Origin of the sequence: uncultured Gimesia sp., assembly GCF_963972345.1 — a bacterium.
Lineage (GTDB): Bacteria > Planctomycetota > Planctomycetia > Planctomycetales > Planctomycetaceae > Gimesia.
Window position 1 is genome coordinate 1 of the sequence record NZ_CAXAVM010000043.1, and the last position, 22,014, is coordinate 22,014.

The 22,014-nt window shown below is 53.6% G+C and carries 23 protein-coding genes; 11 read left to right on the forward strand and 12 right to left on the reverse strand.

What is annotated here, in order from left to right; genetic code table 11:
- Together AACZ40_RS09735 and AACZ40_RS09740 are read left to right on the forward strand one after the other, a co-directional pair.
- Nucleotides 1-705: inositol-3-phosphate synthase (locus AACZ40_RS09735; protein ID WP_339674258.1), on the forward strand; the 705-nt coding region annotated here is incomplete at its 5' end.
- A 96-nt stretch (nucleotides 706-801) separates the two neighbouring features.
- Complete coding sequence (locus tag AACZ40_RS09740) at nucleotides 802-1,701, forward strand: UbiA family prenyltransferase (protein WP_291168511.1); 900 nt, start codon at nucleotides 802-804, stop codon at nucleotides 1,699-1,701.
- A 71-nt stretch (nucleotides 1,702-1,772) separates the two neighbouring features.
- On the opposite strand, the gene AACZ40_RS09745 is transcribed toward AACZ40_RS09740, so the two are convergent.
- Nucleotides 1,773-2,042, reverse strand: coding sequence for a hypothetical protein (locus AACZ40_RS09745; protein WP_291168509.1), 270 nt, complete (start codon nucleotides 2,040-2,042; stop codon nucleotides 1,773-1,775).
- Nucleotides 2,043-2,236: 194 nt separating this feature from the next.
- Between AACZ40_RS09745 and AACZ40_RS09750 the strand changes: the two genes are divergently transcribed.
- Together AACZ40_RS09750 and AACZ40_RS09755 are read left to right on the forward strand one after the other, a co-directional pair.
- On the forward strand, nucleotides 2,237-3,484 hold the full coding sequence (locus AACZ40_RS09750) for a multidrug effflux MFS transporter (RefSeq protein WP_291168507.1): 1,248 nt from the start codon (nucleotides 2,237-2,239) through the stop codon (nucleotides 3,482-3,484).
- A gap of 147 nt (nucleotides 3,485-3,631) precedes the next feature.
- Nucleotides 3,632-4,543, forward strand: a complete 912-nt coding sequence (locus AACZ40_RS09755; RefSeq protein WP_291168504.1) for a CHAD domain-containing protein — start codon at nucleotides 3,632-3,634, stop codon at nucleotides 4,541-4,543.
- Between the two features lie 476 nt (nucleotides 4,544-5,019).
- Here AACZ40_RS09755 and AACZ40_RS09760 read toward each other — a convergent pair whose 3' ends face one another.
- The gene (locus AACZ40_RS09760) at nucleotides 5,020-5,529 is read right to left on the reverse strand and encodes an N-acetyltransferase family protein (RefSeq protein ID WP_291168502.1); all 510 of its coding nucleotides are present in this window, start codon (nucleotides 5,527-5,529) and stop codon (nucleotides 5,020-5,022) included.
- Between the two features lie 229 nt (nucleotides 5,530-5,758).
- Here AACZ40_RS09760 and AACZ40_RS09765 point away from each other — a divergent pair, with 229 nt between their 5' ends.
- A complete protein-coding gene (locus AACZ40_RS09765) occupies nucleotides 5,759-6,238 on the forward strand; it encodes a DUF1569 domain-containing protein (RefSeq protein WP_291168500.1) in 480 nt (159 codons plus the stop codon).
- A 6-nt stretch (nucleotides 6,239-6,244) separates the two neighbouring features.
- Here AACZ40_RS09765 and AACZ40_RS09770 read toward each other — a convergent pair whose 3' ends face one another.
- The 3 genes from AACZ40_RS09770 to AACZ40_RS09780 all read right to left on the reverse strand — a co-directional run bounded on the left by AACZ40_RS09770 (nucleotide 6,245) and on the right by AACZ40_RS09780 (nucleotide 7,690).
- Entirely contained in the window at nucleotides 6,245-6,586 is a 342-nt protein-coding gene (locus AACZ40_RS09770) for a type II toxin-antitoxin system PemK/MazF family toxin (protein WP_291168498.1), read from the reverse strand.
- Nucleotides 6,576-6,785 carry a hypothetical protein gene (locus AACZ40_RS09775; RefSeq protein WP_291168496.1) on the reverse strand — a complete coding sequence of 70 codons (210 nt, stop codon included), beginning with the start codon at nucleotides 6,783-6,785 and terminating at the stop codon, nucleotides 6,576-6,578. The genes AACZ40_RS09770 and AACZ40_RS09775 overlap by 11 nt, the downstream gene beginning before the upstream one ends.
- Before the next feature lie 128 nt (nucleotides 6,786-6,913).
- Nucleotides 6,914-7,690, reverse strand: a complete 777-nt coding sequence (locus tag AACZ40_RS09780; protein ID WP_291168494.1) for an aldolase/citrate lyase family protein — start codon at nucleotides 7,688-7,690, stop codon at nucleotides 6,914-6,916.
- Nucleotides 7,691-7,842: 152 nt separating this feature from the next.
- On the opposite strand from AACZ40_RS09780, the gene AACZ40_RS09785 reads away from it, so the two are divergent.
- A complete protein-coding gene (locus tag AACZ40_RS09785) occupies nucleotides 7,843-8,700 on the forward strand; it encodes an SGNH/GDSL hydrolase family protein (RefSeq protein WP_291168492.1) in 858 nt (285 codons plus the stop codon).
- Nucleotides 8,701-9,156: 456 nt separating this feature from the next.
- Here AACZ40_RS09785 and AACZ40_RS09790 read toward each other — a convergent pair whose 3' ends face one another.
- Entirely contained in the window at nucleotides 9,157-10,860 is a 1,704-nt protein-coding gene (locus tag AACZ40_RS09790; RefSeq protein WP_291168491.1) for an FHA domain-containing serine/threonine-protein kinase, read from the reverse strand.
- Nucleotides 10,861-10,922: 62 nt separating this feature from the next.
- On the opposite strand from AACZ40_RS09790, the gene AACZ40_RS09795 reads away from it, so the two are divergent.
- Nucleotides 10,923-11,171, forward strand: a complete 249-nt coding sequence (locus AACZ40_RS09795; protein WP_291168489.1) for a hypothetical protein — start codon at nucleotides 10,923-10,925, stop codon at nucleotides 11,169-11,171.
- Between the two features lies 1 nt (nucleotide 11,172).
- Here AACZ40_RS09795 and AACZ40_RS09800 read toward each other — a convergent pair whose 3' ends face one another.
- From AACZ40_RS09800 to AACZ40_RS09825, 6 genes are all read right to left on the reverse strand, one after another.
- Nucleotides 11,173-12,222 carry a metallophosphoesterase gene (locus AACZ40_RS09800; RefSeq protein WP_291168487.1) on the reverse strand — a complete coding sequence of 350 codons (1,050 nt, stop codon included), beginning with the start codon at nucleotides 12,220-12,222 and terminating at the stop codon, nucleotides 11,173-11,175.
- 60 nt (nucleotides 12,223-12,282) lie between these two features.
- Nucleotides 12,283-12,663 (reverse strand): hypothetical protein, encoded by a 381-nt coding sequence (locus AACZ40_RS09805; RefSeq protein ID WP_291168485.1) that lies wholly within the window; start codon nucleotides 12,661-12,663, stop codon nucleotides 12,283-12,285.
- Nucleotides 12,664-12,764: 101 nt separating this feature from the next.
- Nucleotides 12,765-13,643 (reverse strand): DUF1559 domain-containing protein, encoded by an 879-nt coding sequence (locus AACZ40_RS09810; RefSeq protein WP_291168483.1) that lies wholly within the window; start codon nucleotides 13,641-13,643, stop codon nucleotides 12,765-12,767.
- A 108-nt stretch (nucleotides 13,644-13,751) separates the two neighbouring features.
- Nucleotides 13,752-15,167, reverse strand: coding sequence for a FecR family protein (locus AACZ40_RS09815; RefSeq protein ID WP_291168481.1), 1,416 nt, complete (start codon nucleotides 15,165-15,167; stop codon nucleotides 13,752-13,754).
- Nucleotides 15,164-15,772, reverse strand: a complete 609-nt coding sequence (locus AACZ40_RS09820) for a sigma-70 family RNA polymerase sigma factor (protein WP_291168479.1) — start codon at nucleotides 15,770-15,772, stop codon at nucleotides 15,164-15,166. The genes AACZ40_RS09815 and AACZ40_RS09820 overlap by 4 nt, the downstream gene beginning before the upstream one ends.
- A 566-nt stretch (nucleotides 15,773-16,338) precedes the next feature.
- On the reverse strand, nucleotides 16,339-17,304 hold the full coding sequence (locus AACZ40_RS09825; protein ID WP_291168477.1) for a hypothetical protein: 966 nt from the start codon (nucleotides 17,302-17,304) through the stop codon (nucleotides 16,339-16,341).
- Nucleotides 17,305-17,547: 243 nt separating this feature from the next.
- On the opposite strand from AACZ40_RS09825, the gene AACZ40_RS09830 reads away from it, so the two are divergent.
- Genes AACZ40_RS09830 through AACZ40_RS09845 form a run of 4 tightly spaced genes read left to right on the forward strand, consistent with a single transcriptional unit; the run spans nucleotide 17,548 to nucleotide 21,940 of the window.
- Nucleotides 17,548-17,925: a hypothetical protein gene (locus AACZ40_RS09830; protein WP_291168476.1), complete on the forward strand. Its 378-nt coding sequence runs from the start codon at nucleotides 17,548-17,550 to the stop codon at nucleotides 17,923-17,925.
- The gene (locus AACZ40_RS09835) at nucleotides 17,922-19,913 is read left to right on the forward strand and encodes a hypothetical protein (RefSeq protein ID WP_291168474.1); all 1,992 of its coding nucleotides are present in this window, start codon (nucleotides 17,922-17,924) and stop codon (nucleotides 19,911-19,913) included. Before AACZ40_RS09830 ends, AACZ40_RS09835 begins: the two co-directional genes overlap by 4 nt.
- Nucleotides 19,914-19,958: 45 nt before the next feature.
- Entirely contained in the window at nucleotides 19,959-20,798 is an 840-nt protein-coding gene (locus AACZ40_RS09840; RefSeq protein WP_291168472.1) for an amidohydrolase family protein, read from the forward strand.
- Nucleotides 20,799-20,824: 26 nt separating this feature from the next.
- A complete protein-coding gene (locus AACZ40_RS09845; RefSeq protein WP_291168470.1) occupies nucleotides 20,825-21,940 on the forward strand; it encodes a D-TA family PLP-dependent enzyme in 1,116 nt (371 codons plus the stop codon).
- The last annotated feature ends 74 nt before the right edge of the window (nucleotides 21,941-22,014 follow it).

Consider the following 22,014-nt stretch of genomic DNA (forward strand, 5'->3'; position numbering starts at 1 on the left):
TCGCTCGCAGAATTGAAAGAGTCACTTGCTTCAGCGGTAACCTCACCCGTTCCCGCCAGTACCCTGTATGCGATTGCCGCCATGAACGCCGGCTGTTCGCATCTGAACTTCACCCCCTCCGCAGGCACGGATCTGCCGGCGCTGATTGAACTGGCTGAAGAAAAGCAGGTTCTGCATGCAGGCCGCGATGGCAAAACGGGTGAGACACTGATGAAAAGTGTACTCGCTCCGATGTTCGCACATCGCAATCTGAATGTCATGAGCTGGGTCGGGCATAACATCTTCGGGAACCTGGACGGAAAAGTGCTGGATGATCCGGTCAACAAATCCAACAAGGTCGTTTCCAAAGATCACCTGCTGACCGAAATTCTGGGTTACAAGCCGCAGACACTGGTTTCCATCGAATACATTGAATCGATGGGTGACTGGAAAACCGCCTGGGATCATATCCACTTCAAAGGTTTCCTCGATACGAAAATGGCTTTGCAGTTTACCTGGCAGGGAACCGATTCCATCCTGGCAGCTCCGTTGATGCTCGATATGGTTCGCTTCACCGAACGTGAATGGCGACGCGGAAACAAGTCGGGCATTATGACCCATTTAAGTTCGTTTTACAAAAGCCCGATGCAGGCAACCACACCCGAATTCGAACGCCAGTATCAGCAACTGGAACAATGGGCCGACACGGTTGCGGAAGAAGCGTAGATCGCAGTTCTCAAATGATAGCGTCTTGCGTGCTGTTGGACTCAGTTCAATAAGACCGGGAGACGCTGCAGTAAACCCGGACACAGACTGGTTCGCATGAAAACCCTGCTTGCTTACTTTCAGTTGATGCGGCTGCCCGCTGTGTTTACAGCGATGTCGGATATCATTCTCGGCTTTTTGCTGACGCATGGATCATTTTCGCCTCCGATCTCGTTTGCGTTACTGCTGGTGGCATCGGCCAGCCTGTATCTCTCGGGAATGGTGTTCAACGATGTCTTCGACCGTAAGGTCGATGCCGAAGAACGTCCTTCACGCCCCATCCCTTCCGGCCGTATCTCGACTCAGAAAGCAGCAACGCTGGGCGGACTGCTGATGCTCGCCGGTGTCGGTGCAGCCCAGACAGTCGGCACACAGAGTCTGATCGTTGCCAGTCTGCTGGTGGTCGCCATCCTCAGCTACGACATGCTGTTGAAAAAAACATTCCTGGCGCCTCTGATGATGGGGCTCTGTCGATTTCTGAATGTCATGCTGGGCGCCAGTGCCGTCGCCCGGGAAATCAATCTCTGGGTCAAACCGCAGTTACGCATCGCAGCGGCACTCGGGCTGTTCATTGTCGGCCTGACGTGGTTTGCCCGTATGGAAGCGAAAGACAGCCATCGCGGCCACCTGGTCGGCGGACTGCTGGTGATCAATTCCGGCCTGGGTGCCTTAGCCTGGATGCTGGCCACCTATCCCTGGCCCCGCGAAACCAATCTATCGATGGTCCTGGCAGCATTAGGCGTTGTCGCGCTGACGATCAACCGCCGCCTGGTTCAGGCGATCCTCAATCCGGTTCCACGGAATGTCCAGATTGCTGTCAAAACCATGCTCGCTTCCTATGTGATGCTCAATGCCATTCTGGTCTTCGTCTGGACAGCAAACCCGCAATACGCCATCCTCACAGCGGCCCTCCTGCTGCCCACGATCCTGCTCTCACGCTGGATGTCGGTGACATAATCAGTCAGGCGAACATACCAGCGAGCGTGCGGGCTATTTCAGGAAATATTTCATTCCGGGTCTGAGAAGACTTATGATGTCGGCTGGAATCCCATTACCTGGTAACGGGCCAGTTCTACCGGGTCGGTCAGTTTGATGGCACAGATCGCACTGTAAGACAGCATCACCTTTCGTGCTCCCAGCGAGTCGGGTTTGTCCCGTTCGAACATCACGACCGAACTCGACAGCAGGTAATTCTGAAAGGGGATCGATTCCTGGTAGGTGGTGACCACAATTCCTTTTTTGGGAATCGCTGCCGGCCAGTTCTCCAGAATCGAACGCCAGCCTTCTGCACTATCCATAGTATTTCTCGTTATGTGAATGGTTGAAAAAACAGATCTGTGAAAGCGAAAGATAAATCTTCCACGCCAATTCAGCAAGAGGAACATTTTCAGAACGGAACGCGGCAGCGGTTTCCGACCGGCGGGGGACACGTTATGATTTCCTGCAGTTGCTCCCGCCTCTCGTGTCACTCTTGCTGAGATCGTTTTCGACATTGCTGAGCCCCGAATTAAAACAGAAACCAGCGGCGATTGGTTTTCGTGAATTTATAGCCTTGATGGCTTTGATGCAGTCACTGGTGGCACTTTCCATCGACGCCATGCTGCCCGCCCTCACCGAGATCGGCAAAGAACTGGGAGCATCACAGGCCAACGACAGTCAGTTGATCGTCTCGTTCCTGTTTCTGGGGCTGGCCTTCGGTCAGGGAATCTACGGTCCGCTTTCTGATACCACGGGGCGAAAACCATCCCTGTATCTCGGATTTGCTCTGTTTCTGATCGGCGGACTGCTTTCCCTGTTTTCCACCGATCTGACAGTCATGCTGGCCGGTCGGTTTCTGCAGGGACTCGGTCTGGCGTCCCCACGCTGTGTGATTGTGGCGATCGTCCGGGATCAATATGAAGGCCCCGAAATGGCTCGCGTGATGTCATTCGTGATGACGATATTTATTTTCGTCCCCGCGATTGCCCCCACGCTGGGGCAGGCGATCCTGATGATCGCACACTGGCGGGCCATCTTTGCGGCTCTGTTAGCCTGTGGAATATTTACACTGGTCTGGCTGGCAACCCGCCTGCCGGAGACGCTGCCGATAGAACGGCGGATTCCCTTTTCGTTCAGACGAATCAAACTCGCGATACAGGAAGTCTGTACGCATCGGGTCTCCATTGGCTATACCATTTCACTGGGGCTCATCTCCAGCGCGTTCCTGGGCTACTTAAGTTCGTCACAGCAGATCTTTCAGAAACAATACCAGCTGGGAACGCTGTTTCCCCTGTACTTCGCGATCCTGGCACTCTGTATCGGCGGGGCTTCCTTTGCGAATGGCAGACTGGTCATGCGGTTCGGCATGCAGAATCTGTCCCGCTGGTCCAAGCGGATTTCCACGGTTCTCTCCCTGCTGTTTTTTATGTATGTACTCTCCGTCGGCGGTCTGCCTCCGTTGTGGACTTTGATGGCCTACATGATGGTGACTCTCTTCTGTTTCGGTATCATGTATGGAAATTTGAATGCGATGGCGATGGAACCGCTGGGACATATCGCCGGCGTCGGTGCTGCGGTGATGGGAGCGCTCTCCACACTGATCTCCGTTCCCTGCGGCATTCTGATCGGTCTGAGTTATAACGGCACTGTGATTCCCGTGATCAGCGGGTTTACCATTTCCGGAATCCTGATCGTCGTCGTAATGCACTGGATTGAATCCGCTCCTGCGAAAGACCTCATCAATTCTAATTATTCAGAGTGACATCTTGACGGGGCGCACTGGTTAAATTCGCCGATCGATTATGATAAATTGCACAGACAGGTCGTCTCACGATATCAAGCAGATGGCCTCTACAACACATGAGATGAATTCAATCGTCCTTTAACATTTCAGATACGGATTTGAGAGATGGGTTATCAGTTCAAACTACAGGAGTCCCTGGCGTCAGGTGTCCGTCGAATTGCCGGCGAACAGTTGAGCCAGGCAATTCAGGTTCTGCAGGATCCGGAACAGAATCGGCATTACGCCATCCATGAAGTCCGCAAACGCTTCAAGAAACTGCGGGGACTGGTTCGCCTCGTTCGCAGCGGACTGGGGGAAGAGTACACTGCCATCAATGTCTGGTATCGCGATGTCGGCCGACGCCTCTCGCGGATTCGCGATGCCGAATCTCTGCTGGAATCGCTGCAGGCATTGCAGGAGCGTTTTCCTGACTCCGCCTATACAGAGTTGTTCGCAGAATTCGAAAAGCGCTTTCAGGAACGAAAACAGAAAGTCGTTGAGGAATGGACTGACCTCGATCAGGAACTGGAACAGCTCTCCGCAGAATTGCAGCAGGCAAAGCAACGGGTGGAGAACTGGAAGATCAAAGGGGCTGCCACCAAAATTCTCAAAGCAGATCTGCGTCGCACTTATGAACGCGGTGCGGTCGCGTTGGCTCAACTGCATCAGAGTCCGAACGATGAGCTCTTTCACGAATGTCGCAAACGCAGCAAATATCACCTGTATCATATTCGCCTGCTCAACAATGTCTGGCCGACAATTCTCTCGGCTCGCGAGGCGGAACTGGATGAACTCAATGATTACCTGGGGGACGATCACGATCTGGCAGTGATGACGCAGGTTATCACGGGAAAACCCGAAGCGTTCGGCACATCCGCTGATGTCGAACAGTTATTGACGCTCATTCGCCAGCAGAGAAACGAACTGCAGTCAGCGGGACTCAAACTGGCAGATCGCATCTTTGCGGAAAAACCCAAAGCGTTCGCGCATCGGATTAAAAACTACTGGAAGCTCTGGAAAAAAGATCGTACCAGTTGAGCACTGCTGCGGACTGTTCAGCGATCAGATTCGACTTGACCCGCCCACGCCGATCTCGAAACTACCTGCTTATGCGTCGCGCGCGTTGCCCCGTTTCCTGACAGGGTACACGCAGCAGGCCTGAGAATCTGATCATCTTAAAACCTCCTTGTTTCAGACCGTTTTTGTTGATTATTAAGCAAAACCGTTCACAACGTACACTCATGTTCGAGACCCGATCAGACACTTAACTGACGCTTACACACACTCGAAAATCACTTTCTTCCTTCGAACTCACACTTCTTCGCACTTAGCACTCTGGTGAGCCTGATTGAGACAGCAATGGGGTTGAAGCAGCGGCGACCATCACTGGTGATGTGTCGTCTCCTGTCTTTCACCAGGGCTGCCGCCATCAGACTGCGAAAAGCAGCAGACGCCCGATCGAAATTTTATCAGAAATCATCATACGACCCGAGATGAACATTCGGCATCTCGGCTCACTGCCTGGCCGGGATTCGCAGCAGCGAAATCAGCAGTCCCCGTTTCTGTCCCTGCACTTCGGCGATTTCGGGCAGATGCCCGCAGACTTCGAACCCGAACTTTTCATTCAGATGCCGCGTCCCCTCGTTGTGATCAAAGTGCATGCCGACCAGCGTCGTGATGCCGAGCGCCGGGCAGGCGTCGATCATCTTCTGCAGCAGAAACGTGCCCAGTCCCTGCTTCTGATGGGCACTGGACAGGTACAGACTGACTTCCGCCGTCTTGTCATACGCGGGGCGACCGGCATAAAACGAAGTCACATAGATGCAGCCCACGATCTGGCCGGCTTCGTTTTCCGCGACCCAGATCGGCCGTTTCTCCGGCGAGAACTGTGCAAACCAGGGGAGCCGACTCTCGACAGTAATCGGCCGCGTATCCGCCGTCGCGGTCCCGGCGGGGATCGACTCATTGTAGATGTCCACAATCGCAGGCAGATCGTCCAGGGTAGCATCACGGGTGGTGATCATGTTTTTCTAAATCCGGAGAGAAGGAGAATCGCACACGCTATCGAAGCGAGCATGTTCGTGTGCTTTCATGTTTTGCGTGGTAAAAAAATCAAAGAATCTAATGCAATGGCTCCTGTATTCACTGCTCGAAAAAGTATACTACAACTCACAAACAGAACGTAGCCACGACGTCTGTCGGCAGCAAATTTCGATATAGAAACATCACGCTATAAAAACAGAGAGAACTCAGATGATCAACGACCTGCGGGAGCTGCAGTTTCACCGCCTGGAAGACGCCGTCGCCGAAGTCGAGTCACTGCTGCAGACCGGTTACACGCAGCGGGGCAAGTGGAATCTGGCCCAGGTCTGTCGCCACTTGACCCTGGTGCAGGATCCGGGTGTGGACGGCTATCCGCTCTGGCTCTCCCTGTTTGCACCGCTGCGACCGCTGATGCGACGCATTCTGTTACCCCGCCTGCTGAAAGGCGATTCCCCACAGGGCATTCCCACGTCTCCAATTTTTGTCCCGTCCGGTGATCTGGATGACGCGAAAGAAGCAGAAAAATTCTTAGTGAGCGTGACCCGCTACAAAGCCCATCCGGGACCTTATGCGCCGCATCCCGGTTTCGGCCGCCTCGATCCCGAAACCCTGGAAAAAGTTTACACCACCCACGCCGCCCATCACCTGCGGTTTCTGGAACCATGTGGGAAGGATGGGGAAGAAATTTAAGAGTGATTACAAGTCTAAAGCTGTTCTCAGGCAATGATCGATCTGCTTCATAGTCGTAGCGGTAAGAGAACCAATCACTTTAGCGATATGCTGTTGACGAATTGTATAAATGTTGGAGCAGTTGATGACCGAGGGGCGGCGGAGTCCCGATTGTTGCCAGTCCGGATGCTGCTGGTCGATCAGAAGTTGTGTGTTTTCTATACTACGGCGAATGGTTGTCGTCACTTGCACAACAATCGTATTTGACATACGAGTATTGTCTCTGTTGTTTTGGACAACAAGCGCAGGTCGAACGCCTGCAGAAGGAATTGTAGAGCGAAAATCGACTATGACCAGACTACTTCTCATTGAGATATTCTAGATACTGATCAGGGTTTTCGTCATCGAGGGCTTCGATTACCGCCCCATAGGTTTCCTCAGTGTCGCGGATTTCCTGGAGCTTCTCGAATAGATCTTCTCGGATCAGGATACAGTCCAGCTCGCCGACTTTGATGGAAACTTTTTCACCGCGGGAAATGGCTTCTGATTGTGCTTGAGTCAGTTTCATCTTTACCTCCTTTTGAATTGTTACGTCTGAAATAGAGAGAGGCAAGAATATTTAGCGACAAAAGTGTAAATCTGCACATTTTGATAGCGGTCTGAGCTTTTCCTGAAAACCATACAGAATAAGCTTTATCATCCACGTATCTGCCCCAGCATTTTGCGGGCGGCTTGGCCCAGCATTACGGTATCCACGCCGACGGTGATCAGGGTGAAGCCTTTTTCGATGTAGGGTTTGACGGCGTCGACCGTCACGCCGAAAATGCCGAGCGGGATGTTGTTTTTCTTACAGACTTCGGTGACGTGATCAATCGCGCCGGTCACTTCGGGGTGATCGATTTCGCCGATGCGTTTCAGGCTGGCGGACAGGTCATACGGTCCAATCAGAACGGCATCAACGCCGGGGACCTGGGCGATGTCTTCCATTGCATTCACCGCGTTGATATGCTCGGCTTGAACGACGACCGTGGTTTCTGCGTTCGCTTTCGCCAGGTAATCATCGAAGCTGAAACCGTATCCGTGGGCGCGACCCAGGCCGACGCCACGCGTGCCCTCGGGTGAGTAGCGGGACCAGGAGACGATCTGTTCGGCCTGTTCTGCGGAATTGACCTGTGGCGCGATGATCCCGGCGGCGCCGATGTCGAGGGCTTTCTTGATCGAGACTTCTTCGGGTGCCTGCAGACGGACCAGGCTGGGCAGGCGATTCCCCACGCGGCCGATGATCGCCTGCAGGTCAGAGGGAGAAAAGGTGCTGTGCTCAGCGTCCAGGAACAGCCAGTCGTAACCCGCTGCGGCTAAAATCTCGGCGACTTCCGGGCTGGAGAGAGTGACCATTGGTGAGATCAGCAGCTGACCCTGTTTGAGTTGCGAGCGGAAATTGTCTGGTAAATTGACTGGTAAATTGTCTGGCACGGCTTTGTCCTTTATCTGTAGTCAGGAATGCAAGCGGGAACTGTCATCAGCGAAGAATCAACGGCCTGCGATTGTGTCCGGCTGAAGCCTGCGGTATCCTGAATCCTGAACGTTCTTACCAGAAACTCATACCTGATTTCGGGAAACTGCAAATGCGCCGACCTGTTCTTTTCACACCTTGCTGTTTTTTCGCCTGTCTGATGACGGTTTTCATCGTAGCCCCTCTGACAGCGGATGACAAGAAAACCGAGCCGACCAATGCTGCCGAGGCGGCTGAGAAGAAAGCCGAACAGGAAGCGGTCCTCAATAAAAAGTTCGCCGACTGGAAAGCAACGCTGTCTCCCGAACAGCAGGCCTGGGAAACCGTCCTCGAAGAAAACCTGGGTGGCTTCTATCTGCCGATCTACAAAAAACAGAAGGTGGCAGGTCAGGTGACTGCCTGGGATTTTGTCGCCGACGACCCAAAGCTGCCGCGCGTGCTGTTGATTGGGGATTCCGTTTCACGGGGTTACACACAGGCGGCCCGCAAGGCATTGAAAGGCAAAGCCAACGTGCATCGTGCGCCGGCCAACTGTGGACCGACGGCCATGGGATTGAAAAAACTGGATGTCTGGCTGGGGGATGGCAACTGGGATGTGATTCACTTCAACTTCGGCATTCACGACCGCCGCACACCGGCTGCCGAATATGAACAGCGGCTGGACGAGATTGTCAAACGTCTCAAGAAAACGGGCGCGACGGTCGTCTGGGCCAGCAGCACGCCGATCCCTGCTGACTGGAAAGAGGGGCCGGAAATGAAAACCAAACTGGAAGAGAAGAACGAGATTGCCGCGAAAGTGATGCAGGCCAACGGCGTGGAAATCGACGACCTATATTCTTTCATCCTGCCGCATCTGGCAGAAATACAAAATCCCAAAGACGTGCATTTCAACGGCAAAGGCTACGACATGCTGGGCCAGCAGGTCGCGAAGCATATTGAAGGCACGCTGAAAAAACGGGATCAGAAATAGAGACAGGCTTGACCTGATTTGAATGAAATTTCTGACTCGGATTTATCTAAAGCATTCGCGAGAGTGAGCTGCGACCTCCTGCTCGCTGCGCTCGGCTCGAATTTTATTAGGGCCCACCCGTTATTTTAGATGCATCGGGAGTCTTTCACTGGTGTTGCACCAGCACCGTCGGACAAGCCGAGCGGTGGCACACGGGCGCCTGATCCGGTAGCACACATTGCAATTACTATAGAGGCTTCTGCGTGTCCCTGTTGGGTGGCACCGAATGCAATTCGGTGTTGTCGCAGACAACAGGAGGTGGCAGTGTGTCTGCTGATTGGTGAGGAAGTGTACCTCATTGTGTCTGTTGTTAAACATCGGCTGCCCGATTCTTAAAGGGAACGTAGTAGCTGCGACCTCCTGCTCGCTGCGCTCGGCCCGAATTTTATTCGGGCCCACCCATTTTTTAGCTCTGCACTACGACAGCAGCCAGTAGCCGATGCCGGCGATCAGGCAGATGCCAGCGAGGACGGAGGCGGCGATGAGCATCGGTTTGTTTTTCTTCTGCTTGACGTACTGGTTGGGTGAGGCGACGCGAAAGTGGTAACTGGCTGCCAGGGAGAGCGTGTTGCCGGGGAAGAGGATCTGTTCCTGAACGCGTTTGCCTTCGACTTCGGTGCCGTTTTTGCTTTTGAGATCGGTGACCACCCAGCCAGTGTTCTCAAAGTGGAAGGCGCAGTGTTCTCCCGAGATGCCTGGCCGATCCAGCTGGATATCACAGCCGGCGTTGCGGCCTAATACCACCCGTTGTTTCGCGATGGGAAACCGCTGCTTGTTATCGAGGTCAATCAGGTCGATGGGTTGCAGGATGCCGGTCATGGCGCTGCTGGCTTTTTCTGCCATTGCGTCTGTCGATTCCGTCGGAACCGAATGCCGCAGGATACCGCTCTTGGAAATGTCCGATTCGCCGCGGGTCAGCCGTTCGATGCCGTCTGATTTTTTCTTGGCCATTTCTGCGACATGGCTGGCGGTCGCGATGCGGGAGGAAAGTTGAGGTTTGACGATACTGGACTGGGCGATGGCGCTGCGGGCTTTTGCCTGTTCCACGCGTTGTGAGACGATTTTATTAAAGCGGAATTCGATCGGGGTGCGTTTCGCAAAAGGTTGCAGTGCGGCGGAGACCTCGGTCATTGTCTGAAAGCGGTCAGCGGGCTGTTTGGCCATCATCTTTTCCACAATCGCCACCACTTCAGCGGGCACTTTGGGGGCGATTTCGGAAATCGGTTTTGGCGACTGTTCACGGTGTGCCTGGATTTTCTGTGACGCGGTTCCGGTGGGGAAGGGGAGTTTGCCGGTCAGCAGGAAATACATCGTACAACCCAGGCTGTAGATGTCGGTCCGCGCATCGGCAGACTGCCCATCCTTTGATTGTTCGGGGGCAATGTATTCGGGGGTTCCCACGCAACCATGGCCAAAGATCATCGCCAGCGAAAATTCAGCTTCGGGATGATCCTTGAGCAGTGCCAGACCGAAGTCGAGCACTTTCACATAACCGTCCGAGTCGATGATCAGGTTTTCGGGCTTGAGATCGCGGTGGATAATTTCCGACTCGTGAGCAACCTGCAGTCCCCGGGCGGCTTGGGAGATCACATCACACACCTGGGGCGTAGGCAGAGATTTCTGCTTGAGCAGGACCAGTTCCAGCAGGCTGATCCCTTTAACGAACTCCATGGCGATGTAACAGACGGCACCTGTTTCTTCATAATTGATCGTCCGCACGACATGCGGATGTTGCAGCCTGGCGCCAGCTGTTGCTTCCAGTTTCAGACGCGTCATCATGCCGGCATCGTTGCGGCATTTTTCATTGAGCACCTTCAACGCCACCGGGGCCTGCGTTTCTTTGTCTTCCGCCAGATACAGACTGCCCATCCCTCCAAAACCGAGGACTTCGAGAATTTTGTAGCGGTCGATGTAAAAGCCACGTGTGCGACCCGACAGCAGGCGCTCGCCCTGGTAACGCGTCAGAACTTTCGCGGTGACCAGTCGCTGGGCGGCTTCTTTGGGGGAACCGGCGTTTTCCAGTTCGTGCTGCGCAATGAGAGTACGAACCTCGTCCGCAGAGAGCAGGTGGCTCTCTCGTAAGAGATTCAGGAATGTCTCAATATCTGGCGGCTTAGGCATAACACCCTGTAGTCGGCTATGTAATAAGAAACGTTCCTCATTATATACAAATGCAAAGCATTTTGGTAGCAGATTCTATCAGGGAATCTGGAGATCGGAATTTTGATCATCAACGGAAAGGGAACTTTGAAAAGCAGGCGACCGCGGCGCGTTTATCAGGCAAGCGTGAATATGAGCAGCGCGAAAACGGCAGACAGCGCCACGCGCGTACCGATCTGCCTGCCGAATCGTCGCAGCGCGGCGAGTCCTCTGCCGGTCTGATCCATTCTCAGCCTGTGAAAGCGTTATCAAGCCGACGGGCATGCCACTGATTTATTTCGTCATCTGGTAATCCAGCGTGAACTGGTGCTGGTCGCGCGCGGGAACAATTTTTGTTGATTCGCACAGCTGTTTCCTGACAGGGTTCCAGGTCCGGACTTCGATCTTGTTCTGCGCGGGAATAAATCGCATCAGGCGAAATCCTTCTGCGCCGTAATCGGACAGCAGTTCGTGTACGGTATTGCCGTGTTTCCCTTTGACGGTCTGGCGAAACGCCTGTGTACGGCTCTGGTCGCCACAGCAGATCAGAAAGATGTTTTTGTGGTGACTGAAACATTTTTCCCACATCTGCTGCGAAGTATTGCCGTTCGCACCATGGCATTTTTTCCAGACCATGCGGCCTTTGGGGGCATCGAAATAATCGCGTGGTTCTTTGGGATGCTCCAGCGGTCCCAGGTCCATGTGAGTCGTGATAATGGCTCTGCGGTCCGCATGCTGTTTGAGTACCTGGTCGGCCCAGGCCAAGACTTGATCGGGCGCATTGCATTCCAGGTGCAGAATGAGGAAGTCCATGCCTGCTGCGGAGAAGAGTTGAAAGCTGTTCGCGTTGTTGCCCGAGATTTCCGGCTTCCCGCTGGCGGGTTCAAAACAGCCCCCATACCAGTCGAATTCCGTGAACCGCGACTTGGGAAAATACTTCTGAAACAGTGAGGAATCTCCTGTCTTTCCCACCATGTCATGGTTGCCGACGCTGATGCCATAAGGAACTTTTCCATGCAGGCGGTTCATGCACTGCTGCGCGACTTTCCATTGTTCGTCATTATTAATATCGACGATGTCGCCGACATGGCTGACGAACACAATTTTCTGCCGATCCAGCTCGTCGATGATGCAGTCAGTAATCGCGGTAAAGACCGGGTTCGAAGTCGGACGATCGGCGTGTGACTTCCGATTGGTACCCCGTCCCTGGAATTGCTGCGTATCAGGGATGACAGCGATGCTGAAACTTCCCTGTTCAGCGGGAGGCAGTTCCCCGGCAGCGAGGGAGCATAGTGAAGCAGCAGTCATCATAAGCATCGTCGTCAGAATCGTAACAAATTTCATGGGACATTCATTTCTACGTAAAGCGCGGGGGATATGATATTATCGTGGAAGCAGCCAGAATTATAAAGGGAACTCGATTTTTACATTCGGGTTCGCCGACTTCAAGTCGTCGAACGCCGTCTGTTGCAGATCCGTTTCTGAAGCGTCTACCCGTTTGAGTTTGCTCAAACTGGCCAGCGTGGCAATAACTTCGGGGCTGGTTTGCTGCGGAAGCTTGACGGCAATGACTTCGCCGGCTTCATCGAGGACTATCTCGGCACCGCTCTCGTTGAGCTGCGCGACCGCCTGTTCCACCTGTGCGGCAGGTTGACTGGCGGCCAGATCCTGGGAAGAGGAACAGCCGCTGTTCAAAAATAGAATGGAAACGATGCAGAACAGTGATGCAATGCCAGAGTTCGATCTGCTTGCGTTCTCTCGATTAGTAAATTTTAAAACATTCATGGTCGTAAATTGCCTTTTGAATATCTGGATTGGAAGTCAGCTGCAGGACGACCGTCGTTTGTCCTCCTGCAGTGAACTTGGAAACAGGGTTTCTACCTCGCCTAGAAATCGCCGATGACTTCGCCATCCGCGCGACTGCCCAGGTAGGAATAAATGGTACGACTCATGTTTTCACTCAGGAAGCGTACAGAACCATCCATCAGCAGGAACTGGGCCCCGCCGACATGCATGCTGCCGAAGGCGACTTCGTTGGTCGTATTCATGGGGACGTCTGTACTGGCTACATATTCGGAGTACTCGCGGGGGGCACCATCCCAGCCGCCGATGGAGGTGGAGCCGATATAGAAGTGATCTTTGAATTCATCGAAGTTATTGACACATTCGCCGACGCCAATCGTGTTGGAAGTGCCATCAGTAATGTCGCGCATCCGGATGGAGCTGTTGAGGAAGAAGAGACCGTCGGCGTCGGTCACATTGGCTTCACTGTCCGAACCGCGGGTCCCTGAGAAGCAGGCGAGATAAGAAGTGGGAACGCGGGCATCAATGCCATCATGGTTGCGATGGCTGACGGTGGTGTCTGAGGGGCAGCGATAGGCGCTGAGATACGTTGCACAGGCGTCTTCATTCGCACCGGTGCCCCAGTCCGCGTTGAAATCGAGTGTGTTATACAGGTTTGCCTGATCGATGCCGGGCAGAATCGAACCGCTCCAGCCCAGTCCGCCATTGCCGGAGGCACCGTTGGCAACGACCAGGTCCACGTTGAAGCCGGGGGGCAGGATGCGGTAGGTGTCATGGTAATTGTGAATGGCCAGCCCCATCTGTTTCAGATTGTTTTTGCATTCAGAGCGGCGGGCCGCTTCACGTGCCTGTTGGACTGCGGGCAGAAGCAGCGCAATCAGAATGGCGATAATGGCGATCACGACGAGTAATTCAATCAACGTGAAGCCGCGGTTAGATCGAATACGGGAGTGGAGTTTCATGGTTCATCTCACTTGGGATAATAACAGGGTTTGTCGTGTTCCGGTTACAGGACCCGGAACAGGTTTCAGTTGTCTCTATTTGTTGTCTCTTTTTCAGAAGCGCAGTTTTCATTCCTCCGCGGCGACCAGGATCCGAATCTGGTCTCGTCCAATGCCGCCACCTCCACGCTGGCTCCAGGCCACATACAGTTGTTTCCCGGAAGGGGAAAGTTCGGTTTTGTCACCGCGATCGATGCCGCGTCCGCTCCGGCCGAACTCCTGGTTGTCGTAGGCAATCTCAGTGCGACCAAAAGTCTGATCGGTGGCATATAAATCCGGATCGGTTTTGAGTCCTCCCAGCACGGGATGCCGAAAATGGATCGTGCCATGGACGGCGACTTTGGGGTGAGCTTTACCTGCGGCATCTTTATGGGGGCCGTCCAGGTGCAGCAGAAAAACATTGACCTTGGTGCCTTTGGGAATGGTTCGTCTCTGCTCAGGCTGTGCTTCCGCTTGCTCTGTAGCTGGGATTTTCCAGAGGGTGACATCTTCCTGCAGTACCAGGTTTTTGTGTTCCTGAAACAGATACAGATGCTGGCTGCTGCAGCACTCGCCGGCGCCCAGTTGGCCAGGCATTTCCTGTTGGTATTCAATCGCACCTGCAAGCGTGTCAATCTGCGCCTGAAAACGCAGCGCGCGGGAGAACCGGCTTTCATCTGTTTTGAGAGTCACCGCCGGACTGCCATCCCCTTTCCACTGCAGGGCCTGGCCAGCTGTGAGGAGATGGGTATCCCCTGTTGTCTGTTGATTCTGTTTTTCGGCGCAGACCACTTTCCCCTGGAAGACATGGGTTTCTGAAGAACCATCTTCTGCGACTCGTACTCCAAAACGTGTGCCGAGGTCGACGATGCGCTGCGAGGGAGTTTCCACGACAAAGCCGACAGCTGCGGACTGGACCTCTGCAGCCAGTGATCCTGAATATAGTCGGATACTGTTTTCGTGCAGCAGTTCAAACGCAGCCGGGCTCTCGAGGACGACTTCGGCACCGGAATTCATCAGCAGTCGGACGATTCCCTGTTGCAGCTGATAAGTACGCCCGGTGAACAGGTCTGCCTGTGACGACAGTTGCTGCGCAGCCTGGGTGACTATGGCATGATCAACCTCTTCGAGGATCGCGACCTGGGTATGAGGTACGGGCTGGATGGCGTACCAGGTGAAACAGGCTAAAACGGTGAAGGGCAGTACATAACAGACCGTCAGCAGCAGATAATGTGAGAATGGTTTTCGCGTGCGTGGCCGTTTTCTGACAGGGCGTGGCTGCTCGGGCAGTTGTGAAAACAGCTCCCACTGTTCCGGGACCAGGAACTCTTCTTCGAGGATCAGTTCTGCGTGCATGTCCATCAGGAATACGTACAGTTTTTGCGCTTCCAGATCTCCGCGGAGTCGTTCGGAGAGTTCTTTCAACTGGGCGCTGCTGGCGGTTTCATTCTGGACTTCGTAAATCAGTTTGATGAGGGCCCGCTGTTTACGCTGGAGCGATTTCATTGTGATTCCTCCGCGTTCATCTTTCGTTCAATACAACGAAACAGCAGATTGCGGATGCGATCCAGATGTCGATAGATTGTGCTCAAGGGCTGATCCATAATGCTGGCAGCTGTTTTGGCACCATGTTCCGATTCATAGATCAACTGCAGCAGGTAGAGATCCTTTTCCGGCAGCTGGCGTTTGCATTGCACGAGAAAGTCGCGGCGGATTTCCAGCAGTTCTTCACAGCGGGCGCGGGTGGAGGCGATCTGGTTCAGCAGCTGTTCGTCAAACAGGGCCGCGAATCGCTTTTTACGTTCCATCAGCCGCAGAACTTCGAGCCGGGCTATGCCACAGGCCCAGCGGGTGAAATTTCCATCCGACTGATATTCATCGAACTTGCGCCAGAGTACGAGGCTGGTTTCCTGCATGACTTCATCCGCATCGTTGCGGCAGGGAATCAGCGTCAGAATAAACCGGAAAATGCGGGAGTACGAGTTGGCGTACAGCCGCATGAACCGTTCGTCCTCCGCGGTCTTCTGGAGGGGTACAGTGTCCGTCTCTTTCGCTGATTTCGAATCGAATGTAGTTCGATTCGAAGTGGTAAAAATGTCAGAACGATCCATGAGAGTCTTCTGGGGGGTAACTGGCGAAAAAACAAACGCAGACTTTTAAGAACAAGCTTGCCTGCACCATATGTCCCGGCAGGCTTCAGAATATTCTCAATGGAATTTATGTTTTTCCTGGAACTTCTCCGGCAGGCAATATTGGTGGGTAGTCGCAGAATGAAAACTGGCTGGACGTCATGCAGAATATGAGCAGAAAAGCAGTGTAGAAGAACGCAAATTAATTTATACGGACCTGCGAATGAGTTGCGGGAAATCAATGGAATCTTCACGGTCCATACATGCATTCTTAACGATCGTAGCCAGATGTAACCTGTTCAAATTTCTGTCGGGCTGCCCGGACTCCAGTAAACGGGGAGGACAGAATCAGAGAAACACTGGTTCCCGGAAATGCGATTCATGAGGATCCTGATTCGACGGAGGCAAGGCTGCTACGTACCGCGATCCCGGTACAACGTTCAGAAGTGGGGGAGTGAACCGCGCAGGGAATTGCCGCGATTGGGAACCCGTAAGCGCGCTGGAACGAGAGTGCTGTGATGAAGTCAGTAACAGCGTGGCAGGCAGGTTTACTGATTCATGGTTTTTTTCTTATTGGCTTCGTGTTTGGCGATCCATTTTTCCGGGTCGGCATCAAAGGCTTTGCGGCAGCCACTGCAACAGACCCAGAAAGATTTGCCCTGGTAGTTGACCTGGGTCGTTCCCAGGCCGCCTGAAATGACGCAGGTTTTGTCGCCGTAATCCGAGTCGCTTTTGGCGAACGAAGTTCCCTTGCGGCGTGTGGTAATGGTGTCGACACGCGCGTAGCTGTCGCCCCGCAGATCATAGAGTTCAAACAGGTAGCGGTTATTGTTCTGCTGATTGAGGATGATCTGGGCGTGTTTCTTTTCATCGGGAGGGTCCACCAGGGCCAGGCTGAGTTTATAGGTGGAATGCATCACGTTCGGATCATCATCGCCGGGAACCTTTTCCACGGGGACAGAGAATTCTCCTTCGTAAACCTGTTTGTCTCCGGCTTTGTTGGTGATCGTCAACTGATACTTCTGTTTGTCAGCCAGGTATGTCAGGCGGGCATTTTCATAGTAGCGGCTTTTATCTGCCTGCATGACGAGCGCCGGCTGCTGCGGATTGGTCTGCAGGTCCCAGACCCAGTCCAGTGTTTCCACCGAACTGAAGCCATCGGTTTTTTTGAAGGTGATTCCGCCCCAGTCGCCGAGCATGATCTGCAAGGGCTTCAATGCTTCCAGCACGTTATCGAATTTCTGTTCATCCGGAACGTCTGCCTGCGTGCCTGGTGTGGACGAGTTGCTGCCCAGTGTGATGGGTTCAAACCGCCGCGCCGGCTTGTTATTTGATTTGGCAGGAGTCGAGTTGCTGTCTTCCATTTCGAGAGGTTCCCCGGCTCCCAGATCGACGCCACTTCCGCCCAGGTCGACCGTGACCGGTTCCTGAGGAGCATCGGCAGAACCGCAGCCAGGGCAGCAGGCCAGTAACAAGGTACAGAGGGTAACCGGAAACAACGGACGCAGATTCATATCGACTCACTCCCGAAGAGAATTTCTATTTGCACGAAAAACGCGGCTGGTTTCACAGGTGAAACCGGCAGGTTTTATCTATGGGACAGTATAACAGTCTGTTCACGTTTGTGTCACGGTGAATTCAGTTCTTATAAAATTTGTGCAATCGGGTAGCGGTCCTTTGTGTCTCGTCAGGATCGAGAGTACAATCGTTCGCTTAACGCTCAACTTAGAGATATTCGTTAGAAGTGAGGGCCGTCAATGAGTACCGCACCATCGAACGACACGGAGTCAATGCAGCTTGACCCTGTCTTTTTAAACTCGAAACGTGAAGCCTGGATCATTCTGGGATTATGGGTGGCCGCATTATTGTGGTCCGTCCCTTACTGTTACTTCAACGGCTTTCAAACCGGACTTGATCCGGAGACCATTGAAACCACGATGGGGATTCCCAGCTGGGTTTTCTGGGGGATTGCTTTTCCCTGGGTGGTCGCTGACCTGTTTACGATCTGGTTCTGCCTGTTCTACATGAAAGAAGACGACCTCGGCGTCGCTCATGAAGGCGAAGATCTTGCCGAAGAAATTGCAGAGATGCATGCAGCAGACAGTGATGCAACGACCGGGGGGAATAAGTCTTGAATCTTCTATCTACCACGAATATCAGCCTGACTAACCTGTTTGCCGCGACCAGCACGAATGCGGCGCTCGTCTCCTTCCTGGTCTACACGGCTGCGGTTTTTGTGATCGCGGCTTTGTCCAATCGCCTGCTCAAAAGCAAAAGCTTTCTCAGTGAATACTTTCTGGGAAGTCGGGGCCTGGGAGTCTGGGCGTTTGCGTTGACATTTGCCGCCACCAGCAGTTCCGGCGGGAGTTTTACCGGTTTTCCTTCCAAGATTTATTCGCATGGCTGGATCCTGGCGCTCTGGATCGGCAGTTACATGGTGGTTCCCATCTGTACGATGGGCCTGATCGGCAAACGTCTGAATCAGGTGGCACGCCGCTCCGGTTCGATCACCGTACCGGATGTGATCCGCGACCGGTTTCACAGCCCGGTCTTAGGGCTGATGGCGGTTTCGCTGATCGTGTTTTTCATGTCGTTTAACCTGGTCGCCCAGTTCAAGGCGGGCAGCCTGATTTTGCAGACGTTGCTGGATGGTGTTACTATCTTTGAAAGTGCTGCCGACGGGCTGTCGCAGGCAGTGGCTGGTATTCCTTACGTATCAGAGTCGGAAAGCCCCGAATATTTATTGTGCCTGCTGGTCTTTGGTGTGGCCGTCATTCTTTATACCACCTATGGCGGTTTCCATGCGGTGGTCTGGACTGATGTGATGCAGGGGATCGTGATGGTCATTGGTGTGCTCATCATGCTGCCCTTAGCCATTTCGCAGGCAGGCGGTCTGGAAAATACCACGAAACTGATGGCGAAAATGACGCCGCCCCGGATATCGGACCCGGACAAGGGGGGGATCACATTGACCCTTGCTGAACCCGCGACGGAAATGATGCGTATTGAAGCGGGAACCTGGATCACCGATACACCGATCGACGATGATAAAACGCCTTTGTTATTTCGTGTCACAGTGGCGACTGAAATTGCCGAGGGTGAAACCACTGTCAACGAAGTCAAAGTGCTGCAGTTGACCACGCTGGATGATATTGAGCGGGTTCTGGCGCGTCGCGAAAGCGAAAAATTTCTGAATGATGTGAGCGTTTCCAATATCGATCTCAAGGCGTATGCCTATGGAGAAGCAGGCAGTCAGCAGGGAACCTATGTGGTCGGACCGGGACCCAGCCCCGGCAGTGACAGCGGGTTTTTGCCATTAAGCCTGGCGATTTCGTTCTTCTTCATGTGGGCGATTTCCGGGACCGGGCAGCCTGCCAACATGGTGCGTCTGATGGCGTTTCGTGATACCAAAACGCTGCAGCGTTCCATCTGTACGGTCGCCATTTATTACACGCTTATTTATTTCCCGCTGGTTTTAATCTTCTGTTGTGCCCGCGTATTACTGCCGGGGATGGAAGGAGATTCGGACCGGATCATGCCGGCAATGGCCGTGTACCTGACCGAACATATCGGCATGGGCTGGCTGGCGGGTCTGCTGGTGGCCGCTCCGTTTGCCGCGGTGATGTCGACCGTCGACAGTTTCCTGCTGCTGATTTCCTCGGCCTGGGTACGTGACGTGTATCAGCGGAATATCAATCCCGAAGCCAGTGAGAAAACGATCAAGAAGTTAAGTTACCTGGCGACCTTTGTCGTAGGGACCGCTGCGATGGTTGTTGCCATCAATCCTCCCCAGTTCCTGCAGGATATTATCGTCTACGTGGGCAGTGGGCTGGCTGCCAGCTTCCTGGCGGCGATTGTCTATGGCCTGTACTGGCGACGCATTAATGCGGCAGGCGCCATGGGCGCGATGCTGGGCGGTTTTTCCGTGCATCTGGCGATGTATGTAACCGGCTATTTCGTGAATGGCAGCTTTTTCAAACCTTACCAGCTGTTCGATTTTGATCCGATCATCATCGGCCTGTTTGTCTCGTTCATCTCCGGCTTTGTCGTCACGAAGCTGACAGCACCCCCGCCACAGGAACTCGTACACAAATACTTTTACACCACCAAGGCCGATTCCTGATTCCGGCAGTTTTTCCCGCTAACCTTTTTTTCAGAGGCTTATGCTATGGAATTTATCGACGCACACTCGCATGTCTGGACTCCGGATGTCAAAAAATATCCATTGGCGCCCGGCTATGAAGTTTCCGATATGAAGCCACCCAGCTTTACGGCTGAAGAACTGCAGGCGGAAATGAAGCCCGTCGGCGTGAACCGGGTCGTGTTGATTCAGATGTCATTTTATGGCTTTGATAACAGCTACATGCTGGACTGCATGGCAAAATATCCAGGCATGTTTTCCGGCGTGGCCGTCATCGATCAGAATGGCGATCAACCGACGCCGAAAATGCTGGAACTGAAAAAGAAGGGCGTGCGGGGATTTCGTATTCGTCCCCAGACGAAAAAAGTCGATGAATGGCTGGACGGGGAATGCATGGAAGAGATGTGGAGCACCGGCGCTAAAGAAGGCATGGCCATGTGCTGCCTGATGGATGCCGTCGGACTGCCCGCACTGGATAAAATGTGCCAGAAACATCGTGATACAACCGTGGTCATCGATCACCTGGCCCGCATTGGCGTGACCGGGGAAATCGATCCCAAAGAAGTCGACATGCTCTGCAAGATGGCAAAACATCCGAACGTGTATGTTAAAGTCTCTGCCTTTTATGCGCTGGGCAAAAAACAGATGCCTTACCACGATCTGCTGCCGCTGATCGAGAAAGTGTACCAGGCCTTCGGTGCCAACCGTCTGATGTGGGCTACTGACTGTCCTTACCAGGTGCAAGGCGATCATTCGTACCAGGCATCCATCGGTTTAGTCAGGAATGGATTGCCGTTCCTGTCTGGTATGGATAAAGAATGGATTCTGGAAAAGACGGCGGAAAAAGTCTTCTTCCAGGGTATTTAATATTTTAACTGCGATCAGGTCTGCTCATGGATGCATGCTATCAGATAGACGATACCAGCCAGATCATTTCTCCGGGAATGATCATCTTCAAGGATCTGCTTGAAGATAACTTACGAAAAATGATTGAGCTGGTGGGAGATCCTTCCCGGCTCCGTCCGCATTGTAAAACGCATAAGATGCGTGAGATCATTCAGCTGGAACTTTCGCTGGGCATTAAAAAGCATAAGGCAGCGACATTTGCGGAAGCCGAAATGCTGGCTGATACGGGAGTGAAAGATATCTGTCTGGCTTATAACCTGGTCGGCCCCAACATTGCCCGCGCTGTCGAATTCCGCAAACGCTGGCCCGATGTGTCCCTGCAGGTGACCGCCGATCACCCCGGCCCGATTGAACTGCTGGGTGAAGCGATGTCTGCTGCCGGGCTCGAAATCGAAGTTCTGCTCGATCTGAATACCGGGCAGAATCGAACCGGGCTGGCACCGGGAGAGACGGCGGTTGAGCTATACCAGATGATTGCCAATACGCCGGGCTTAATCGCCGCTGGCCTGCACGCTTACGATGGTCAGAATCATCAGGTTGATTTCAATGAACGGGAGATTGCCGTCAAAGAGGTTTGGAATCGCGTGAGTCGATTGCGGGATCAACTGGTGACGGAAGGACTCCCGGTTCCGCGGATCGTCGCGGGTGCGACCGGCTCGTTCCCCATCTTCGCCGGCATTGAGGATCCTGATATCGAAGTCTGTCCGGGGACCTGCGTGCTGCATGATGTCGGTTACGGAGAGCTGTTTCCCGATTTGAAATTCACCCCGGCAGCACTCGTGCTGACGCGCGTGATCAGCCGCCCTGATTCCGAACGCATCACGTTTGACCTGGGTTATAAAGCGATTGCTTCTGACCCGGCGATGGAAAATCGCTGCCGATTCCCGGATCTGCCGGATGCAAAACCGGTATTGCAGAATGAAGAGCACCTGGTGGTCATCAGTGATCGGGCTCCTGAATTTCAGCCCGGTGATGAACTGCTGGCGATTCCCCGGCATGTCTGCCCGACTTCGGCACTGCATAAATCGGTCACCATCGTCAGTGGCGGAAAAGTGGTTGACCACTGGAACGTGGCTGCACGCGACCGCTATATTACGGTCTGATCCCCCGACGAAACAGGGGCTGGAAATACACGAATACAATAAGGGCGCGGAGCTTCTCTCTGCGAAATGAGAAC

Excerpts from the sequence above, each read along its gene's own strand:
- AACZ40_RS09740 (WP_291168511.1), top strand. The coding sequence starts at position 802 with ATGAAAACCCTGCTTGCTTACTTTCAGTTGATGCGGCTGCCCGCTGTG.
- AACZ40_RS09745 (WP_291168509.1), bottom strand. The coding sequence starts at position 2,042 with ATGGATAGTGCAGAAGGCTGGCGTTCGATTCTGGAGAACTGGCCGGCA.
- AACZ40_RS09755 (WP_291168504.1), top strand. The coding sequence starts at position 3,632 with ATGGGTTATCAGTTCAAACTACAGGAGTCCCTGGCGTCAGGTGTCCGT.
- AACZ40_RS09760 (WP_291168502.1), bottom strand. The coding sequence starts at position 5,529 with ATGATCACCACCCGTGATGCTACCCTGGACGATCTGCCTGCGATTGTG.
- AACZ40_RS09765 (WP_291168500.1), top strand. The coding sequence starts at position 5,759 with ATGATCAACGACCTGCGGGAGCTGCAGTTTCACCGCCTGGAAGACGCC.
- AACZ40_RS09770 (WP_291168498.1), bottom strand. The coding sequence starts at position 6,586 with ATGAGAAGTAGTCTGGTCATAGTCGATTTTCGCTCTACAATTCCTTCT.
- AACZ40_RS09775 (WP_291168496.1), bottom strand. The coding sequence starts at position 6,785 with ATGAAACTGACTCAAGCACAATCAGAAGCCATTTCCCGCGGTGAAAAA.
- AACZ40_RS09785 (WP_291168492.1), top strand. The coding sequence starts at position 7,843 with ATGCGCCGACCTGTTCTTTTCACACCTTGCTGTTTTTTCGCCTGTCTG.
- AACZ40_RS09790 (WP_291168491.1), bottom strand. The coding sequence starts at position 10,860 with ATGCCTAAGCCGCCAGATATTGAGACATTCCTGAATCTCTTACGAGAG.
- AACZ40_RS09800 (WP_291168487.1), bottom strand. The coding sequence starts at position 12,222 with ATGAAATTTGTTACGATTCTGACGACGATGCTTATGATGACTGCTGCT.
- AACZ40_RS09805 (WP_291168485.1), bottom strand. The coding sequence starts at position 12,663 with ATGAATGTTTTAAAATTTACTAATCGAGAGAACGCAAGCAGATCGAAC.
- AACZ40_RS09810 (WP_291168483.1), bottom strand. The coding sequence starts at position 13,643 with ATGAAACTCCACTCCCGTATTCGATCTAACCGCGGCTTCACGTTGATT.
- AACZ40_RS09815 (WP_291168481.1), bottom strand. The coding sequence starts at position 15,167 with ATGAAATCGCTCCAGCGTAAACAGCGGGCCCTCATCAAACTGATTTAC.
- AACZ40_RS09820 (WP_291168479.1), bottom strand. The coding sequence starts at position 15,772 with ATGGATCGTTCTGACATTTTTACCACTTCGAATCGAACTACATTCGAT.
- AACZ40_RS09825 (WP_291168477.1), bottom strand. The coding sequence starts at position 17,304 with ATGAATCTGCGTCCGTTGTTTCCGGTTACCCTCTGTACCTTGTTACTG.
- AACZ40_RS09830 (WP_291168476.1), top strand. The coding sequence starts at position 17,548 with ATGAGTACCGCACCATCGAACGACACGGAGTCAATGCAGCTTGACCCT.
- AACZ40_RS09840 (WP_291168472.1), top strand. The coding sequence starts at position 19,959 with ATGGAATTTATCGACGCACACTCGCATGTCTGGACTCCGGATGTCAAA.
- AACZ40_RS09845 (WP_291168470.1), top strand. The coding sequence starts at position 20,825 with ATGGATGCATGCTATCAGATAGACGATACCAGCCAGATCATTTCTCCG.